This window comes from Nocardia exalbida NBRC 100660, assembly GCF_000308575.1.
GTDB lineage: Bacteria > Actinomycetota > Actinomycetes > Mycobacteriales > Mycobacteriaceae > Nocardia > Nocardia exalbida.
On sequence record NZ_BAFZ01000163.1, the window covers coordinates 61,804 to 80,409 of the forward strand.

An 18,606-nucleotide genomic window follows, 5' to 3' on the forward strand; every position below is an offset into this window, starting at 1 on the left:
TTCATGCCGCGGCCTGCGCGTCGGCGGGCTCGGCGAACTGGCTGACCATCTTGGCGCCGATGCCGCGCAAGGACAGGCCCCGGCTGAGTTCGAGTGCGGAGATCTTGACGTCGAGCTCTTTCTCGGTGCGGGCCCCGAATTCCATCGCCATGAGCGAGTCCATGCCGAGGTCGGTGACCGGCTCATCGATGTTGATGGCGTCGGTGTCCACGCCGAGCACCACCGCGAGTTGATGGGCGAGGCGCTGGGCGACGAAGTCGGCGCGCTGTTCGCTGGGCAGCGTGAGGATCTCGGCACGCAGGGTGCCGCCTGCCTCGCCGCCGACTCCGATGTCGGCGAGCAACTGGCCGAAGCGGCGGGTGTCGGTGGACGGCCGCGCCACCCGCGACCACACCGTCCAGTCGATATCGGCCACCGCGACCTGAGCGCTGTCGAGTGCCAGGCATTCGCGCAGCAGGGCGGTGGCGCGGTCCATGTCGATGGGCAGGAAGCCGATCGACTTCACGTAGTCCGCCAGTGCCTCGGTCTTGTCGGCCATGCCGCCGCCGCTCATGAAGCCCCAGTTCACCGCCAGCGCCGCGGCGCCGCGGGCACGCCGGTCGGCCGCGAGCGCGTCCAAGGCGGCGTTGGCGGCGGCGTAACCGACCTGCGGGGTGATGCAGCCCAGCGCGCTGATCGAGGAGTAGAGCACGAACATGTCCAGTTCGATCCCCGCGGCCTCGACCGCCCGGTCCAGATGCTGGGCGCCACGCACTTTGGCGAACAGCTCGTCGAGCGACTCGCGCGTGATCTGCGGGATCGGCAAGTTGTTCACCACCCCCGCGGCGTGGAAGATCCCGCGCAGCGGTGCGACCGACCGGATACGGTCCACCAGCGCTGCCGTGGCGGCGTAGTCGGCGATGTCCACTCGTTCCTCGATCACCGCCACGCCCGCCGCGGTGAACGCCGCGACCTGGTCCCTGGCCTGGGGCGTGGACGCGCCGCTGCGGCCGACCAGCACGAGTTTCCGTGCGCCCTCGGCGACCAGCCAGCGGGCGGTGGCCAGGCCGAAGCCACCGAAGCCGCCGGTCACCAGATAGCAGCCGTCCGGGTCGATGCGCGGGTGGGCGAGTGCGGGGCGCACCATCGGCTGTGCTTCGCGCAGGTCCAGCACAACCCGGCCGATCTGGTCGGAGCGTGCCACGGACTCGAACGCCGCCGCCAGCTCCGACACCGGATAAGCCGTATAGGGCAGGTACTGGTATGTGCCCGAGCGCAATGCCGCGTGGCTCGCCCGCATCGGCGTGCGCAGCAGTTCCGGGTCGTGGGCGAGCGCGCGATCCATGTCGACGGAGAAGAAGGTGAGGTTGCGGTCGAAGGGGCCGAGATCGATGACGCCGCCGGTGTAGATGTCGGCCTTGCCGATATCGACCACACGACCGAATTCGGCAGCGACCCGGAAGTTCTGGCGCAGGATCTCGCCGGGCGCCGAACTGTAGACGACGTCGACGCCGCGTCCGGCGGTCAGATCGGCGATCTCGTCGACGAAGTCGGCCGATCGCGAGTTCAGCACGTGCTGCGCGCCGAGCAGGCGCACCTGCGCACGCCGCTCGGGCGTGCCCGCCGTCGCGATCACCGTCGCTCCGATGTCCAGCGCGACCTGCACCGCGGCCATACCCATGCCGCCCGCCGCGCCGTGCACGAGCACCGTCTCACCCGGCCGCAGGCGCGCCAGTGTCCGCAGCCCGAATTCGGCGGTCAGGAACGGCAATCCGGATCCGCAGGTGAGCGGGTCGTAGTCCTCTCCGGACAGCAGCTGGTGCGGTAGCGTGGCGCCCGCGTCGACGGGCATGGTCACGTACTTGCGGAAGATGTCCCTGGCGCACACCATCATCCGGTCGCCGACCGCGACGCCGGTGACGCCGGGCCCGACGCGCTCGACCACGCCGGAGCCCTCCATCCCGACCGTCGTGCCGAAATAGGTTCCCGCGAGTTCCTTTTCGGTGAGCACGCCGATGACCTTCATCGCGTCCTTGTAGTTGAGCCCGGCCGTCTCCATCCGGACCTCGATCTCGCCCGGACCGGGCGCGACCCGGTCGACTCGGCGCAACGCCAGGTCGGACAACAACCGGGACTTCGGAATCTCCACCACGAAAGAGGCTTCCGGGTCCGACAGCGGGACGGCGCGGTTGCGCTCGTCGAGGTGGGTGCCGAAATTCCGGTCCAGCCGCACCGCCCAGTGGTCGTCTCCCCGCACGCCGATCTCGTCGAGCGCGTCCTCGGCGAGAACGAGATCGACCGGCGGTGTCGTGGCGTGTGCTCCCATGTCGACCAGTCGCCACGCCGCGGCGGGCTGCTCGTTGAGCAGGGCGCGCCGCGCGCCCACCAGCGCGCCGTGTGACACCTGGACGGCGGTGTCGGCGGGGGTGCACAGCGCGTTCTCGGTGACCACGACGCTGTGGAGACGGACCTGGGGCGCGTCGGCGAGCAGATGCTCGATGGCATTCGCCACGCGCGCGAGCCAGTAGACGTTGCGCGCCCCGTCGAACGTCGCGCCGAACACATTGACCACCCGGATCCGTTCGGCGATCGGGACACCGTCGGGTGAGCGCAACGCCAGGCGCAGGCGCTCGTCGTTGTCGTCGGCGTCCGCGTCGGCGAGCACGACGGTGACATCGGTCCGGTCGCCCAGCAGAGCGGCCGCGCGGCCGGCCGCGTCGGCGCCGACACAGACGGCGACCACGGCTTCCTCCTGGGCAGGGCGCTCGCCTGCCGGTGCCTCGACGATCTCCCAGATCGGCTGGTAGAACACCCGTTCCAGCTGATGGGTGACGTCGACCGGCGCGCTGACCGGGCGGAATTCGACGCCCAGCAGCCGCATCGCCACCTCGCCTTGCTCGCCGACGATGGCGATGTCGGCGCGCAGCGGGTCCGCGCCGCGGCGGGTCACCACGACCCGCGGCCGCTCCGGCAGCGCGCCGAGCAGGCGCACCCCGGCGATGGCGGCGGGCACGATCGCCACGTCGGCATCCGAATCCGCGGCCAGCGTGGCGACGCATTGCAGCGCGGCGTCGACCAACGCCGGGTGAGCCAGGTGCCGGATCGACGTGGCCTGCTCGACCGGCGCGAGCGAGGCGACCACCGCGTCCGCACCGACGACGGCCGAGACGATGCGCTGGAAAGCGGGCCCGTAGTCCAGCCCGCGAGCCGCCAACCCGCGATAGAGATCCGCCCCCGCCACCGCGGCGGCGTGCTCAGGGGCGTCGACGTCCACGGCGGCGGCGGCGAAGTCGGCTTCGATGAGCCTGCCGTGGGCGTTGAGCGTCCAGGTGGTGGCGGTGGCCGAGCGCGAGTGGATCCGGAAGCGTTTGGTCGATTCCTCGACGCTCACCCGCAGTACCGGGACGTCGTGCTCGTCGATCACCAGTGGCGCGACGAATTCCACCGATTCGAGACCGGCGCTCGTGCGGCCGGTGCGCTCGACGGCGGCGCTGAGCGCGGCATCGAGGTAGGCCGCGCCCGGCAACACGACATACCCGTCCACGACGTGGTCGCGTAGCCAGGGCAGCCGCGAGACCGACAACTGCACCTCCCATTCCGAGTTCGCCGCCGTCGTGGGATCACCGAGCAGCGCGTAGCCCTCCGGCGTGCCGAGACGATCCAGCAGGGTGACCGGCTCGTCGTGCCACACCCGTTTGCGCTGCCACGGGTAGGCGGGCAGATCCAGGTGCTCGACGATCGAGTCCGGCCGGCCGGGTACAGCCGAACCGTCCAGCGAGCCCGCGACATACAGATCCGCGACAGCGCGCAGCACGTTGTTGCGGTCGCGCAGGTCGCGCGAGAGCGTGGAAACCGCGGCGCCGATCACTCCGCGATGGATCAGCATCTCGCGGATGTTGCCGCTGAGCACGGGGTGCGGGCCCACCTCGAGGAAGACCCGGTGGCCCGCGTCGACCAGTGCGCCGATGGCGTCGGCGAACCGGACCGGTTCCCGGACGTTGCGGCACCAGTAGTCCGCGTCCCATCCCGTGCCCGCGATCTCGGCGGCGGTCACGGTGGAGTACGTGGTGAGTTTCGCGTCCCGCGGGGCTAGTCGGCCGAGCGCGCCGCGCAGATCGTCGAGGATCGGGTCCATCAGATGGCTGTGGTAGGGCACCTCGACCCGCAGGCTGCGCGCGAACGTGCCGGTGGCCGACAGGGTGTCGCGCAGCAGTTCCAGGTCCTGGCTGTCGCCTGCGAGGGTGACCGCGCCGGGGCTGTTGACCGCGGCGATCGAGATGCTGTCGGTGCGGGCGAGCAACTCCCGTGCCTCGCGTTCGGACATGCCGAGAGCCAGCATGCCGCCGGTGCCCGCAGTGGTCGCTTGCAGCCGGGCGCGGTGGTAGCTGACGGTGAGCGCGTCGCGCAGCGAGAGCGCGCCGGAGACGTACGCGGCGGTGACCTCACCGACGCTGTGCCCGACCACCACCGCGGGATACACGCCGTACTCGGCCAGTTCGGCGGTCAGCGCGGCCTGCAGCACGAAGTTGGCGGGCTGCGCGAACGCGGTGCGCACGATCCGCGAGTCGGCCTCGTCGGCGAGCATCTCCTCCAGGATCGACCAGCCCGCGATCGAGACGAACTCGCGGTCGATCTCCCTGGCCACCTTCGCGAACGTGCTGTCGGTGGTGAGCAGCTCACGCCCCATGCCCCACCACTGCGGCCCCATCCCGCTGAAGACGAAGACGGGCTCCACCTCGCCGTCACCGATGACCCGCGACGGCGCCCTGCCCTCGCCCGCGGCGAAAGCACGCAACTGGGTGCGCAGATCGTCGGCGTCGTCGTAGGCGAAACCCACGCGCAGGGGGTGGTGGGCGCGCCGGGTCCAGGCGGCCGCGGTGACCGCGTCGGCGGGATGGTGGTCGAGCGCCTGCGCAAGGTCGCCCGCCAGCGTGCGCACCGCGGTCTCGTGGCGGCCGGAGATCGGCAGCACCTTCGGCACCGGGCGTTCGTCGTCGGCCCGCGCGGCCCGCGGCGGCGCTTCGGAAAGGATGACGTGGGCGTTGGTGCCGCCGTAGCCGAAGCCGTTGACCGCGACCACGCCCTTGCCCGGCTGCGCGGGCAGCGGTTCGGGGAGCAGCGGGACCCGTAGTCGGAGCTCGTCGAACTCGATCTCCGGATTCGGTGTGGTCAGGTCGAATTGGGGCGCGATCGTGCGGTGGTGCAGGGTGAGCGCGGCCTTGATCAGGCTCGCGACCCCGGCGGCGGCCTCGGTGTGCCCGAAGTTGTTCTTCACCGAACCGACCGGCACCGGCTCGGCGCGGCCGTCCACCGCGCCGTACACCGCGCCCAGCGCCGACATCTCGAGCGGATCGCCGACCGCGGTGCCGGTGCCGTGCGCCTCGAGGTAGCTCACCTCGTGCGCGGCGACCCCGGCGTCGTCGCGCACCTGGCGGGCCAGTTGTTCCTGCGCAACGGGATTCGGGACCGGGATGGCCATGGTGCGGCCGTCCTGGTTCACACCCGTCGCGCGGATGACGGCGTAGACGCGGTCGTTGTCGCGCTGCGCCACGTCGAGCGGCTTGAGCAGCACCGCGCCCGCGCCCTCGGCGCGGCCGTATCCGTCGGCGGCGGCGTCGAATGTCTTGCAGCGCCCGTCGACCGAGAGGAACCGGCCCTTGCACATCGAGATGAACGTCTCCGGCTGCAGCATCGCGTTCGCACCGCCCGCCAGCGCGATCTCGCATTCGCCGTTGGCGATCGCCTGCACCGCGAGATGCGTGGCGACCAGCGACGACGAGCATGCGGTGTCGACGGTCAGGCTCGGGCCATGCAGGTCGAGCAGATAGGAGATGCGGTTGGACAGCAAGGTATGCGAGGCGCTCATCGCGGTGTGGCTGGTGATCGCCGAGCGGACCAGCGGACCGCTGCGTCCGAGCACGTTGTCGAGGATGAAGCCGCCGACGTAGACGCCGACGCGGTGGCCGGAGACCCGTCCCGCCATGCCCGCGTCGTCGAGCGCCTCCCAGGTCACCTCGAGCAGCAGCCGCTGCTGCGGGTCGAGGATGGCGGCTTCCTTCTGGGCGATGCCGAAGAAGTCGGCGTCGAAATCCCACAGCGGCTGGGTGAGAAATCCGCCGCGCCGGGTGTACATACGCCCCGGCGCGTCCGGATCCGGGTCGTAGTACTTTTCGATACTCCAGCGATCCGGCGGGATATCGACGATCCCGTCACCTTTGTCGAGCAGGAAATTCCAATAACTCTCCGGGTCGAATACACCGCCTGGAAACCGGCAGCCGATACCCACTATTGCAATGTCGACCATTATTTCTCCTGGCCTGAAATGCGGGTCCATGCTGAGCCCCCCGACCGCAGCAGCACAAATATCTGATGAGCTTCTTCGCTCGAATGGTCATGCTATTGCGCAGCCCGCTCGAGCGTCAATTGTTCTGCGTTACAGCTTTTTCAATTTACGTAACGTCGCCACCAGTGGCACGTTGGAAAGCATCCCGTGCGTGAGGCGCGGATGAATTGCGCTGAGATTCATCAGCACGGCGTAGCGCAGACCATGGTCGCGCCAGTCCGCGAGCTGCTCGACGATCTCGTCCGGCGTACCGGCCAGGCAGAATTCCCGCACCAGCGAGGCCGGGACCTTCTCGATGTAGTCCAGCACGGTGCGCTCGTCGAGCGTCTGCGGCAGGTAGTCCTGCAGGCCGGTGAAGTCCTCGCCCAGCGGGTGGGTGGCGCCGTGCCTGGTCCACATCTCGCCGGGGGCGCACAGGGTCAGCGCCCGCGCGCCGACACTCTCGACCAGAGCGTCCACCTCCCCGGGACGGGCCGCGGTGAGCACGCTGAACACGGCGGCGGGCGCGACCGTCAACGGGTCGCGGCCCGCGTCGGAGGCCGCGGCGCGGACCTGCTCGAGACGGTGCCGGTACTCGTGCGGGCGCTGCGCGAAGCCCGGGAACCACACGTCGGCGTAGCGACCGGCGGCCCGCAGCATGCGCGGGCCGCCCGCGGCCACCCAGATCTCCGGACGGGTGCCCCGGTAGGGCGGGACATCGAAGACCGCGTTCCGCAACGGGAAGTGCGGCGAGTCCCTGGTCACCAGGCTGCCGTCGGAATCCCACAGCGCCCTGATGGTGGCCAGCGCCTCCTCGAAGCGTCCGACCGGAGCGGTCCAGTCGACGCCGTAGGGCTCGTTGTTGTCCCGGATGCCGGTGCCGATGCCGAGAATGGCCCGGCCGCGGCTCAACTGGTGCAGGGTGGCCGCGGCCTGCGCGGTCACCGCGGGATTGCGCCGGCCCGCGTCGGTGACCCCCACGCCGAGCCGCAGGCGGGCCAAGCGGTTCTGCGCGGCGAGATAGCCCAGCGCCGTCCACGGTTCGTAGATCCCGTCGGCGCGCGGTGCGAGCCGGGTGATGCCGACGTGCCGCGGTTTCCAGATCGAGGCGGGCAGGATCGAGGGCAGGTGGTCGGTCACCCAGAGCGAGTCCGCTCCGCCCGCCATCGCCACCGAGCGGCTGCCGCGAAATTGCAGGTCGGGCGCGAACCGGGTGTAGACGCCGGAATCCATCACGCCTGTGCGGAATTTCGCCATGTTGTTCCTATCGCACTATTCGAGTACTGGTTCGAGAGCGGCACTGGTCTCGGGGATTTCGATCCTTCGGTGCCAATGGGCGAGCCGGGACGGCGCCCACCAGTTGGCCGCGCCGAGCAGGCGCATCAAGGCGGGGGCGAGCACGCCGCGGATCAACGTCGCGTCGCTGAGCACGGCCAGGGTCAGGCCGAGGCCGAACAGCTGGATGAACGACACGTGCGAGGTCACCATGCCCGCGAAGGCGATCGCCATCAGGCAGGCGGCGGCGGTGAAGATGCGTGCGGTGCGGGCGACGCCGGTCGCCACGGCGCCGGTGTTGTCACCGGAAGACAGCCATTCCTCGCGGATCCGGGACAACAGGAACACCTCGTAGTCCATCGAGACGCCGAAGGCGATGCAGAACATCAGGATCGGCATCGTGGGCACCAGATAGCCGGTCGAGGTGAAACCGAGCAGGTCCGAGAGGTGCCCTTCCTGGAATATCCAGACCATGGCGCCGAAGGTCGCCGCCAGCGAAAGCGTGTTGAGCAGCAGCGCTTTGATCGGCAGCAGCACACTACCGGTGAAGAAGAACAGCACCACTACGGTCGACAGCGCGATCACGAAGACGGCCAAGGGGACTTTCGCTCCGAGCGCGTCGAGCGTGTCGACGTTTTCGGCCGCCGCGCCCCCGACCATCGCGTGGCTCGGTGGGGGGACTGCGCGCACCTGGTCGAGCTGATCGATCGCGGCGGGGGAGTACGGGTCGAGCCGAGTGCCCACGCGCACATAGGTGCCCGCGTCGTCGCGCATGCCGGGTGGCGCGGAGGCGACTTTCAGCCCGCCGGCATAGACGCCCGCCGCGGACAGCACGGTCGAGACGTTCTCCACCCGTGACAAACGTTCGGCGTAGGAGGCGATTTCGCTGTCGCCGCCCCGGTATCCGGGCATGGTCACGAGCACGCCGGCCATCGCGTTCTCCCGGAAGCCGGTGCGCAAGGCGTCGCCGACCGCATGGCTGGACGCCCCGGCGATGACCCGGTCGTCGGCGGCGCCGAACCGGATGGACAGGAACGGCGACCCGAGCACCAGCAGCAGCGCGATCACGGCGAGTGCGGCCACGACGGGATGGCGCATGACCAGCCGCACCGCGCGGTACCACCGGGTCTCGGTGAGCTCGACGGATGCGGGCCGCGGCCGGTGGAATCGGCGGCGCAAGAGGGCTCGCAGGTCGAACGCGTCGACACGGGGACCGAGCAGCGCGAGCGCCGCGGGCACCAACAGCAGCGTGGTGAACACGGCCGCCCCGAGCACGGCCAGCCCCGCGTACGCCAGTGACCTGAGGAAATACAGCGGGAAGACCAGCAGTGTCGACAGCGACAGCGCGATCACCACACCGGAGAACAAGACGGTGCGCCCCGCCGTACGTGCTGTGCGCGACACCGCGGAGGCGGTGTCGCGTCCAGCGGCGAGCTCCTCCCGGAACCTGCTGACCATGAACAGGCTCGAGTCGATCGCGACCGCGAAACCCAATGCGCTCATCATGTTCAGCGCGAAGATCGACACGTCGCCGACCTCGGTGAGCAACCGCAGGATCGGCAGCGTCGCGAAGATGTTGAACACGCCGACCGTCAGCGGGATCAGCGCGGCCGTCACGCTGCCGAAGACCAGGATCAAGGCGAGCCCGGTCAGCGGGATCGCGATCGCCTCGGTGATCAGCAGGTCGGTGACGATCCGATGGCTCATCTCGTCGAAGGCCACCGCTTGGCCGCCCGCCCGCACGGTGACGCCGTCGAAGTCGCCGCTCACCCGGCCCGCGATCGCGCCCGCCCGTTTCGGCGCGTCGGTGTCGTCGCCGATGACATGGGCCAGGACCAGACCGTCGCGGCCGTCGCTGCCGCGCAGGCCCTGCCGCAGATCCAGGGGAAGTTCCCAATAGGACTGGACCGCGTCGATCTCTTCGCGGCCACGCAGCTCCGCGGTCAGGCGCTCACCGACCGCGCGCGCCGCGGGGCTGTCGAGCCCGCCCGGCGCGGTGACCAGCAGCACGAGATTCGGCGCGGCGCCGGGAAATTCGCGGCCGAGGAACGCCGCGACCTCGGCGGACTCGGTGTCGGACGGAACGTAACCACCGGACTTCAGGTGGGCAGGCGCCGACCAGCCCAGCCCGACGCACACGATCCCGATGAGCAGCGCGCCGTAGAGGATGGATCGCGGCCGGCGGATCGCCAGGCGTGCCAGACCAACAAGCATGATGAAAGACCTCTTCTCGAACTCCGGCCGTGGCGAATGCGTATGCGATCGGGGCTATTCGGTGGCGCCGGGATCGATGTAGCCGGCCAGCGCACGCCACTCCTTGGCATTGCGGTGGGCGAGCTCGGCGACGGCCGGAATGCAATGCGGCGGGACCGTGGCCACCAGGGCGGTCCACACCTCGCGCTGCATCGAGTGTGTGTGCAACCAGCGCAGCAGGTCACGGCCCTGCTGGCTGTGCCGCATGGCCGGGTCGCGGGTGAGTTGCTGCAGCAGCAGCGCGCTGCCCTCGGGCTGGTCGGCGGCGCTGTCGTGCTCGGGTGACCCGGTCTCGCGCAAGCGTTTGCGGATCGCGTGCGCTGTGCTGATGGACACTTCCGCCGCGGCGGCCAGCGCGCGCAACGGCATGTCCGGGGAGGCCGCCAGCAGCTCGGCGACGCGGCGCCTGCGCTGCGCCCGGTCCATCGGCCTGCGCCTGCCGTCGGCGCCGACGCGGATGTTCGACTGCGGAATTTCCGCAGTCGAACGCTGCCGGAGCGTGGCCACCGTGCGCGCGGACAGCCCCGTGGTGGACGCGATGGCCCGGTCGGACAATTCCGGCATCGTCTCGATGATCCGCTCGGCCGCCGCTTTGCGGTCCGAGAGCGTCAAGGGCAGCCCGTGCGTCGTATTCAGTTCGACGCCGCGCAGAAAAGCCTCGGCCGCCGTTCCGTCGAAGAACACGACTTCGATGTCTTCGCGGCCGAGCCATTGCGCGGCCCGTAGCCGGTGCATTCCGTCGATGACGCGCATCGTGCTGCGATGCACCAGAATCGGCGGCAATTCGGTGTCGCTCTCGGCCAGTCGTGCGATATGCCTGCGGTCCTCGCCGTTGGACCGCGGCGAGTCCGCGGGCAACAGTTCATCGATGGATACGAGATAGCGCGCGTTCGACGCCAGCGGCACCACATCGCCGCTCACCAATTTAAACTCAGCGGACATTTCGAAACCCCCAGGGTCGCCCGGATTCAGATCGGTCCTCGATGACCCGATGGTCCATCCGGAACCCGGCTAGGCTTCGACCGACCGATCGGTCACAGCGTAGGTGCGCCCGGTGCGCGACACTAGGCTTTCCGGAAACAGTCGGGAGAATTCGAAAGCATGACAGTCATTGCCGACCCCGGTCGCACGGCTCTGCTCATCGCGGGCACCGTGGTGGCGGAACGCGAGGGGCTGCACCGGCTTTCGATCAACGCGGTGGTCGAGGAAGCCGGGATGGCCAAGGGCACCTTCTACCATCACTTCGTCAATCGCCGCAGTTACGTCATCGCGTTGCACCGCCGTTTCTTCGACGCGCTGTCGCAGTCGGTGGCCGCGGCGCTGGCCGGGATTCCGCCGGGGATCGAACGGATCGGCCCCAGCCTGGACGCGTTCCTCGATGCCTGCCTCGACGCCCGCGGAACCGAGGCGTTCATGGTCCAAGCGCGCACGGATCCGGATCTGCGTGAGGAGATCCGCCGCCGCCACGAACTGTTCATCGCGGTCGGGCGGCCGGACATGGTCGCCGCCGGGTGGCCCGACCCCGACGCCGCCTCCCGGATGAAGGTCGCCATGGTCGGTGAGATCTGCCTCGCCGAGCTGACCTCCCGGCGTGCCCGTCCGGATCTGCGGATCGCGGCCGTGCGGATGCTGACCGCCAATCGCACCGGATCACTTGCCGGGGAACCGCCCGAGGGCGATGCGACCTGAGCTGCCCGGCACAAAAGTGCTTCGGAAAGAAGATCTTTCGTGTCTCGCAGGTGCTGGTAGCTGCCGTAGCCGACACGTTGCTGTGGTTGCGGCTACGCGGCGGCCATCTCCCGGGCGATGGCGGCCGCGAAGGCGTCCACTTCGGCCTCGGTGGTGTCGAACGAGCACATCCAGCGGACCTCGCCGGTGCGCTCGTCCCAGACGTGGAAGCGGAACCGTTCCCGCAGCCGCTCGGTGACCTCGCGGGGCAGTACGGCGAAGACGGCGTTGGCCTGGACCGGCCGTACGATCTCGACGCCGGGCACCCGGGCGACGGCCGTGGCCAGCCGGGTCGCCATCGCGTTGGCGTGCCCGGCGTTGCGCAGCCACAGGTCGCCCTCCAGCAGCGCGACGAACTGCGCCGACACGTACCGCATCTTGGAGGCCAGCTGCAGCGCGGCCCGATCATGGCTGCCGTGCATGCTCGGCGACAGTGGCAGAACCGCCCCCTCTCGTTAAGATTGCGCCATGCCGGTTGTGGCTCCCGACGGTCGCCGCCGTCTCGGTGTCGGCCTTCGACGGGAACGTGGTCAGGGCACCACGACGATCTTTCCGATGGCGTGATCGCTCTCCAAGTACCGGTGGGCCGAGACGATGTCGGCCAGGCCGAAGACACGGTCGAGGTTGGGCCGATAGGCGCCGGCCTCGACCGCGCGGACGATCCGCCGCAGCACCGGCGTACCCGCGCCGCCCTGCACCGTCTTGCTGTGGAAGGCCGTGAGTTTGGTTCCGGACGGGATCATCGCTATCGGTTCGAAGTCCTGAATCGACCACCCGCTGAGCGAGCCCGCCACACACACGGTCCCGCCGCGGCGCACCAGGCGCAGCGAGTCCACCACCGTGCTCCCCCCGACGAGATCCAGGACATGGTCCGGACCCTCGGGCCAGATCGCGTGCACGCTCGCCGCCGGCGCGCCACCCTCGTCGAGGAGTGCGTGCTGGACGCCGGCCGCGGCCAAGGCGGCGATCTTGCCCGGCTGCCGTGTCGTAGCGGCGATCTCGATACCGTGGGCGGACGCGATCGACGCGGCGGCCATCCCCACCGACGAGGTCCCGCCACGAATCAGCAACCGCCCTCGGGCACCCGGCACGACCCCCAACGCGTCGAGCGATCCCTGTGCGGTCAGATATGTCTCGGGCAGCGCGGCCAAGACCTCCCAGGGCAGCGTGGTGGTGACCGGCATCAGCAGTGCGTTCGGCAACAGCGCGTATTCCGCGTAGCCGCCGTCGAATTCCCTGCCCATCTCACCCATCACCGCCGCGACGGTTGTGCCCTCCGGGAGCCCGGGATCGGTCGAGGCCGCCACGATTCCGACGCATTCGATCCCGAGCACGCGGGGGAACCTCACGTTCGGAGAATGACCCTGCCGGGTTCTCAGTTCCGACCGGTTCAAGCCGGCGCCCTTCACCTGCACCAGGCTCCAGCCCTCCCGGACCTCCGGTACCGGCAACTCTCTGATCTCCAGCGCCTCCGGGCCACCCGCTCCGACACAGACCGCCGCTCGCATCGTCGTAGACATGTGTCCACTGTCGCCGGGAGGCGGACCGGCCTGCCACCGATAGAATGCCGAGTTATGCCCGTTGCCCGCCAATCTCCCCGGATCGGCGCGGCATCGCGGATATGGCCGCACGGAGGCGTTCACACCTGGCCGTCGGGAGGAACGAGTGCGGTGCATTCCCATCCCCGAGGGCATCTCGTCTACGCGGCGCGTGGTGTCTTGTCGGTGCACACCGAACGTGGCACATCGATCGTTCCGGCCAATCGAGTCGCATGGACCCCTGCGGGATTCACGCACTACCACCGCGCGCACGGGCACACCGATATGCGGATCGTCTTTCTCCCGGCATCCCTGGCCCGCCTCGTACCAGCCCACCCAGCCGTGTTCACGGCCTCCGGCCTCGTCCGCGAAATCCTCCTCACCCTCACGGGTTCGCGCGCCGGCGACCGAGTCGCAGGCGACCACGAGCGCGCCGCGCGCGCTCGCCTTCGCCGGGTCCTCGTCGACGAACTCCGCGAAGCGCACGAGCAGCCACTGATTCTGCCGCAACCGCACGACGACCGGTTGCGGGCCGTCGCGCGGATACTGCACCGAAACCCCGCGGACAACACGACGCTGGCCGAACTCGGGCGGACGATCGGAGCCGGCGCTCGCACGCTCAGCCGTCTGTTCCACAACGAACTCGGCATGACCTTCTACGAGTGGCGCACCCAGCTACGCGTCTATCACGCACTCGTCCTGCTCGCCGACGGCCACGACACCACCTACGTCGCACACGCCTGCGGATGGGCGAATCCCAGCAGCTTCATCGCGGCCTTCACCGGCATCATCGGCACCACACCCGGCCGCTACCGGGCTGCGCATCCGGCGAAGTAGCGCATGAATCGGCCGCCGACCGCTCCGCAGTGGGTTACGGCAGCTCGTGATCGAAGTCGAAGTGGAGCTGGATGGTGGTGCCGTGCCGGCCGGTGTGTATGCGCACGAGGTCGGTGAGCTGGTTGACCAGCAGCAGACCGCGGCCGCCCGGTCGATAGGTTTGTGCGGGCAGGCGGCCCGCGAGTGGATTGGTGATGTGTCCCTTGTCGCTGATCTGGAAGCACAGCTGCTTGTCGTCGGCCCACATCCGCAGCGTGCCGCTCCCGCCGCCGTGGACGACGGAGTTGGTGGTGGTCTCCGCGACGACCAGCTCCAGATCGATCAGACGGTGCTCGGGTATGCCCGCTTTGCGGGCGTGCTCCGTGGCGGCGTGCCGGAGGTGCGCCAAAGATGTCGCATCGAAGACGATGGTGGTGGCGGTGGGGGGCGCGGAGGGCAGCGGTTCGTTGTAGAGGTCGACGATGTGGTCGGGATCGTAGGCGTCGCTGGTTCGCCGGCCCGTGTGGTCGATGAGGACGGGATGGGTGGCGTGCGCGTCGGCCAGGACCTCCGGCGACAGACGTGCGGTGTCATAGGGGCACAGGATGCTGACTTCGCGCCCGGTGAACGCCGCGTTGATCAGCGCCTCGTGCTGAGCGCACGCCGGATACTCCAGCGACGAGCGGCCGGCCCAGATGGGTTCGCCGATGATTCGCACTCGCCCGGACGGATGCCGGTCGGCGAAGGCACGGAGCACACCCGGGATGATGCGGCCGGGGTTGCGGCCCTCGACGGTCATGTCCATCAGGTGTACCGAACTCGCGTCGGAGCCCAGCTCGGCACGCAGGAGGGCCAGGTTCGGGCCGGGTACCGCGACAGCGACCGGTTCATCGTTCGCGAGCCCCTCGCGAATGAATCCGAGGGTCCCTGCCAGGTATTCCTCGGTGTCGCGATAGAACAGCGCGGGATGCACGAACGGATCGGTCGGCTCCGAAGTGGCCGACACAGCGCCGACAGAGCTCATGTGTGCACTACCTCGATCGTGTGTAGGGAGGGCCAGAACACTCCGAGGATCCGAAGCATCATCGGCGGAGGCCGATGCAACACGATTCGTGGCGCCTGCGGTGAGTGGGAGGCGGCTTCCACCAGAATGGACGTCCCGTGGACATCGATGAACGTCAGCTCGGACAGGTCCAAGTGTACGTCGCGCTGCGCGGCGGTCAGTTCCGTCAGTGCCGAGCGCCAAGCATCCCGGGTGGTGAAATCTACCGCTCCTGCGCACCGTAGACCGGAAGGACTGCTGGTCCGAGACGTGCGGAGAGTCGAAGGATCGGAGATCGCCGCACTACGCGGAGGCGTGGCCGACGGTGCGGGCTCCACTGCTCACCGACCTTCCACTGGCCAACACGAGACGACGCGGGGGATCTTACGCCTCCGCCGATCGAGCACTTCCACACAGCCCGCTGGTGCCGTGGTCCGGCGACGTATTCGCGATCCTGTGTGATCACGGCCAATGCGACGTCCGTCGTGGCTCGTCGGGGCTTCTGAGACATCGGGGCCTCCCGCTCGGCCTCGGTGCGCGATGTCACTGCGACCGAGGAGCGGCCCATCGGCGTGCTGTGACGGGAAGGAGCCCGAATGATGCTGCTTGCCGGGCGCTTTCGGCTTCCGGCTCGCACACCGCGGCCACCCGGTTCGAAATCAGCTGTCGGCGGACGTTTCCCGCGCCGTCTGGGTGCTATTCGGTCAAGGACTGGATCGGCACCCTGACGAGGGGTGCGACCAGACATCTCGAGGAGGATCTTATGACCGAGAAAAGCCATCGTTCCGCCGAGACCGGCGAATATGTGAGCGAGGAGACCGCAGCGGAGAACCCGAAGACCACACTCGGCGAGGACGAGCCACACCAGGGTGACAACCGTCGCGACCGCTCGGCGATCACCGGGCACTTCGTCAAGCCGGACACCAGCCGTCGTCACCCGGACACAACCGTCACCGAAAACAGGTGACATCCGGAGGCGCCCTGACCCCGGCACCTGCGCTGCCGACCCAGGACACCCACGTCGGCGACACGACAGCGACGAGACCCGGCTTGCTCGGCCTCGGCGGCCTGGCGGGATCGGCGCGCCGCAAGGACACTCGCACGGTCCCCTACCGCCGGGACTCATCCTCGTCGGCCCCGACGCGGTAGCGCTGGACTCAGGGGCACCTGTCCGCCGACAGGGCCCCGTCACGGGTTGCCGCGGCCGCCGAGCGCCATGCGCCGGATTCCAGTCCACCGATCGACTCGGCGACGGCTCCACGGCTGAACAGCTGGCGATGGCGTGTCGGTGCGCGGTGACCGACGTCGGCTTCCAGTGACGTCGTTCTTCGAGCGCTGATCATGGACGCGGGGGTAGTTCGCCGCGATGCGTGAGGTACTCGGCAATATCGGCCAGTTTGGTATTGGTGTGCTGGCTGGCGCGCACGAGAAGGGCGAAGGCTTGATCGGCGGTCAGTTTGTGGCGCTCCATCAGGATGCCCTTGGCTTGTCCGATCAGATCGCGCGTGTCGATCGCCCGCGCGAGCTGGGTCACCCGCTGAGCGGAGGCCAGTGCCACGGCGGCATGGGCGGCGAACAGGGACCCGACGTGCGTGGATTCGGCGTCGAAGGCCGCGGGGGCGGGCGAGTAGAGATTGAGGGCACCGAGGCCGTTGCCGGTGACATAGAGCTGGAAAGACAGAATGCTGCCGATACCGAGTTCGGCGGCGCGGGCCGCGAAACGTGGCCACCGCGGCTCGTCGGTCGTATCGGGCAGCACCACGATGCGCTCGTGGTAGAGCGCGTCCAGGCACGGTCCTTGCCGCAGGTCGATCTGCGCTCGGTCGACTCGATGGATCAGGTCGGCGGTGGCGGCAGGTGTATACATCGTCTCGCGGTTGTCGCTGACCAGGACTCCGGCGTAGGTGGCGCCGGGCACCGTCTGCACGGCGGTATCGACGATGCCGCGCAACGTGTCGTCGAGATCATCTTGTTCCTGCAGGTAACGTGCCAGATCGCCCAGTCGCGCAGCCAGATCACCCTCCGCTGCGGAGGGACCGGTCGGTGTGTTGTCGTCGTCGCTGAGGCGCGCATCCGTCATCTTCTGCCCGTCTTTCCGAGAAAGCTCCCGAGATGGCAGGTGCCGTGCGGGAGCGTCGGCCTCGCCCTGGTTCCGAAGGACAGTGCACACCACCCTACGCGCGAGCCCGTGGCGTGGTAGCAACAACGGCATCAACCCGACGTGCGTGCGCCGGGAGTGGGCGCCGCGCCGTATCGATCGGTGGATGCGGCGGGCGCTGCGACAGCTACGACGGCATCGAACCTCGGAGCGAGGAACCTGGCTATACCCGCGCGCGGTCGGTGAAGGCCAGCGCTCCGCCGAGACCGGTCAACGCGACCCCGGCGAGGGAATCGACGGCGATCTGCGCCCGGCGGCGCTGGAGCAGAGCGTGCAAGCGCGTCGTCGTGACGACGAACAGCAGCCACCAAGCGCCACCGATGGCGATGTCGAGTGCACCGAGCAGCAGCACTTGGGGCATTACCGGACGCGCGGGGGCCAGGAACTGTGGCAACACCGCGACGAAGAAGAGCGCCGCTTTGGGATTCAACACATTGGCAGTGAACGCTCCAGCCAACACCTGTGCACCCGGCACTGCGGCCGGTGACGACACCCCCGCCCGCTCGGTAGCGCGACCGCGCCATCCGCGATAGCCATCCCGCAACGCGCGCCCACCCAGAACGATGAGATAAGCCGCCCCAGCGAGTTTCACCACGGTGAACGCCTCGGCGCTGGTCGACAAGATGGCCGACACACCGACCGCGGCAGCCGCCATGTGCACGATCAAGCCGCATTGAACTCCTGCCGCCGCGTGCATGCCCGCGACCCGTGAGCGAGAAGCGTGACGCAGAACCACGAACCAATCCGGTCCGGGAATCACATAGGCCAGCAGCACCGCCGCCGCAAAACCCCATACGAGATGAGCGTCCATCCGAAATCTCCGGTTTCTCGACGGCAACCTCTCCAGCCCAGGAAAGGTGACCTCGTCGTGCAGTAGCTGCGCCCGGCAACGTCGGGTGGGTTACCCACAGCGACGACCCCATCCCGGAAGGCTTGTGATTTCTGCCCACAGATCCGATATCGGCCGGCTGCTCGCGATGATCCAGTCGAGATGCCAAGGCGGTCACCGCCCTCGGTGAGCGCTCGGGGAACCAGGCACTGGACGGTTCGTGGCCGGTGGGCTACTCGCGTGGTCGACGTCCAGGACTCGTACCGAACATCCTGGGCCGGTACGGATCGCACACCACCGCGTGGCCGGGTGCGGTTGCCGTCGGTGTCCTTCGTGCTGCTCCATTTCGCGGAGAAGTAGCTGGATCCGGGCCCCTTCGACCGACATGTCGAGTGCGACAAGGCCTTCGCGAAACCTCAACTGCGACAGCAGCGGACGAAACGGGCACGGGCGGGGGGCGGCGCGGGCCGGTACTCTGGATTCAGAGCAGCTGCGAAGAGCGTTAAGTTATTGCCAATTTCCCCGATCGTACCCGTGATGTACTCGCAGTTGTGTACCGTATGTTATCGCAGGTTCACTCCGCTTCTGCGGAGTGTGCCGGGGTCGATGGGGCCCCGGCGGAAGGACTCCGTTGTCCGCGTGCGGATGCATCCGCCCGAGACGCGG

Annotated in this window: 13 protein-coding genes; 3 read left to right on the forward strand and 10 right to left on the reverse strand. The window is 68.9% G+C overall.

The genetic code is table 11. The features are described 5' to 3' along the window. Position 1: 1 nt before the first annotated feature. From ON29_RS32155 to ON29_RS32170, 4 genes are all read right to left on the reverse strand, one after another. The gene (locus ON29_RS32155; RefSeq protein WP_040871972.1) at positions 2 to 6,283 is read right to left on the reverse strand and encodes a type I polyketide synthase; all 6,282 of its coding nucleotides are present in this window, start codon (positions 6,281 to 6,283) and stop codon (positions 2 to 4) included. Between the two features lie 129 nt (positions 6,284 to 6,412). Beyond that, the gene (locus ON29_RS32160; RefSeq protein ID WP_040871973.1) at positions 6,413 to 7,558 is read right to left on the reverse strand and encodes an LLM class flavin-dependent oxidoreductase; all 1,146 of its coding nucleotides are present in this window, start codon (positions 7,556 to 7,558) and stop codon (positions 6,413 to 6,415) included. A 15-nt stretch (positions 7,559 to 7,573) separates the two neighbouring features. Beyond that, on the reverse strand, positions 7,574 to 9,790 hold the full coding sequence (locus ON29_RS32165; protein ID WP_040871974.1) for an MMPL family transporter: 2,217 nt from the start codon (positions 9,788 to 9,790) through the stop codon (positions 7,574 to 7,576). 54 nt (positions 9,791 to 9,844) lie between these two features. After that, entirely contained in the window at positions 9,845 to 10,771 is a 927-nt protein-coding gene (locus ON29_RS32170) for a ParB/RepB/Spo0J family partition protein (protein ID WP_083864217.1), read from the reverse strand. A 159-nt stretch (positions 10,772 to 10,930) separates the two neighbouring features. On the opposite strand from ON29_RS32170, the gene ON29_RS32175 reads away from it, so the two are divergent. Next, a complete protein-coding gene (locus ON29_RS32175; RefSeq protein ID WP_040871975.1) occupies positions 10,931 to 11,518 on the forward strand; it encodes a TetR/AcrR family transcriptional regulator in 588 nt (195 codons plus the stop codon). A gap of 92 nt (positions 11,519 to 11,610) precedes the next feature. Here the strand turns inward: ON29_RS32175 and ON29_RS32180 are convergent, their stop codons facing one another. Then, positions 11,611 to 11,979, reverse strand: a complete 369-nt coding sequence (locus ON29_RS32180) for a hypothetical protein (protein WP_051175846.1) — start codon at positions 11,977 to 11,979, stop codon at positions 11,611 to 11,613. A gap of 108 nt (positions 11,980 to 12,087) precedes the next feature. After that, complete coding sequence (locus ON29_RS32185) at positions 12,088 to 13,077, reverse strand: zinc-binding dehydrogenase (RefSeq protein ID WP_040871976.1); 990 nt, start codon at positions 13,075 to 13,077, stop codon at positions 12,088 to 12,090. A gap of 150 nt (positions 13,078 to 13,227) precedes the next feature. Here ON29_RS32185 and ON29_RS32190 point away from each other — a divergent pair, with 150 nt between their 5' ends. After that, on the forward strand, positions 13,228 to 13,932 hold the full coding sequence (locus ON29_RS32190) for an AraC family transcriptional regulator (RefSeq protein ID WP_040871977.1): 705 nt from the start codon (positions 13,228 to 13,230) through the stop codon (positions 13,930 to 13,932). A 34-nt stretch (positions 13,933 to 13,966) separates the two neighbouring features. Here the strand turns inward: ON29_RS32190 and ON29_RS32195 are convergent, their stop codons facing one another. Together ON29_RS32195 and ON29_RS37925 are read right to left on the reverse strand one after the other, a co-directional pair. Further along, a complete protein-coding gene (locus ON29_RS32195) occupies positions 13,967 to 14,935 on the reverse strand; it encodes an anti-sigma factor RsbA family regulatory protein (protein WP_051175847.1) in 969 nt (322 codons plus the stop codon). After that, entirely contained in the window at positions 14,932 to 15,291 is a 360-nt protein-coding gene (locus ON29_RS37925; RefSeq protein WP_083864219.1) for an STAS domain-containing protein, read from the reverse strand. The genes ON29_RS32195 and ON29_RS37925 overlap by 4 nt, the downstream gene beginning before the upstream one ends. Before the next feature lie 425 nt (positions 15,292 to 15,716). Between ON29_RS37925 and ON29_RS32200 the strand changes: the two genes are divergently transcribed. Further along, complete coding sequence (locus tag ON29_RS32200) at positions 15,717 to 15,920, forward strand: hypothetical protein (protein WP_040871979.1); 204 nt, start codon at positions 15,717 to 15,719, stop codon at positions 15,918 to 15,920. 372 nt (positions 15,921 to 16,292) lie between these two features. Here ON29_RS32200 and ON29_RS32205 read toward each other — a convergent pair whose 3' ends face one another. Together ON29_RS32205 and ON29_RS32210 are read right to left on the reverse strand one after the other, a co-directional pair. Next, positions 16,293 to 17,033, reverse strand: a complete 741-nt coding sequence (locus ON29_RS32205) for a GAF and ANTAR domain-containing protein (protein WP_063825395.1) — start codon at positions 17,031 to 17,033, stop codon at positions 16,293 to 16,295. Between the two features lie 241 nt (positions 17,034 to 17,274). Next, positions 17,275 to 17,922 carry a LysE family translocator gene (locus tag ON29_RS32210; RefSeq protein WP_040871980.1) on the reverse strand — a complete coding sequence of 216 codons (648 nt, stop codon included), beginning with the start codon at positions 17,920 to 17,922 and terminating at the stop codon, positions 17,275 to 17,277. Between the last annotated feature and the right edge of the window lie 684 nt (positions 17,923 to 18,606).

Bases quoted from the DNA above. Each gene is read 5' to 3' on its own strand.
- ON29_RS32170 (WP_083864217.1), bottom strand. From the start codon at position 10,771: ATGTCCGCTGAGTTTAAATTGGTGAGCGGCGATGTGGTGCCGCTGGCG.
- ON29_RS32155 (WP_040871972.1), bottom strand. From the start codon at position 6,283: ATGGTCGACATTGCAATAGTGGGTATCGGCTGCCGGTTTCCAGGCGGT.
- ON29_RS32175 (WP_040871975.1), top strand. From the start codon at position 10,931: ATGACAGTCATTGCCGACCCCGGTCGCACGGCTCTGCTCATCGCGGGC.
- ON29_RS32210 (WP_040871980.1), bottom strand. From the start codon at position 17,922: ATGGACGCTCATCTCGTATGGGGTTTTGCGGCGGCGGTGCTGCTGGCC.
- ON29_RS32185 (WP_040871976.1), bottom strand. From the start codon at position 13,077: ATGTCTACGACGATGCGAGCGGCGGTCTGTGTCGGAGCGGGTGGCCCG.
- ON29_RS32205 (WP_063825395.1), bottom strand. From the start codon at position 17,033: ATGACGGATGCGCGCCTCAGCGACGACGACAACACACCGACCGGTCCC.
- ON29_RS32165 (WP_040871974.1), bottom strand. From the start codon at position 9,790: ATGCTTGTTGGTCTGGCACGCCTGGCGATCCGCCGGCCGCGATCCATC.
- ON29_RS32180 (WP_051175846.1), bottom strand. From the start codon at position 11,979: ATGCACGGCAGCCATGATCGGGCCGCGCTGCAGCTGGCCTCCAAGATG.
- ON29_RS32160 (WP_040871973.1), bottom strand. From the start codon at position 7,558: ATGGCGAAATTCCGCACAGGCGTGATGGATTCCGGCGTCTACACCCGG.
- ON29_RS32195 (WP_051175847.1), bottom strand. From the start codon at position 14,935: ATGAGCTCTGTCGGCGCTGTGTCGGCCACTTCGGAGCCGACCGATCCG.
- ON29_RS32200 (WP_040871979.1), top strand. From the start codon at position 15,717: ATGACCGAGAAAAGCCATCGTTCCGCCGAGACCGGCGAATATGTGAGC.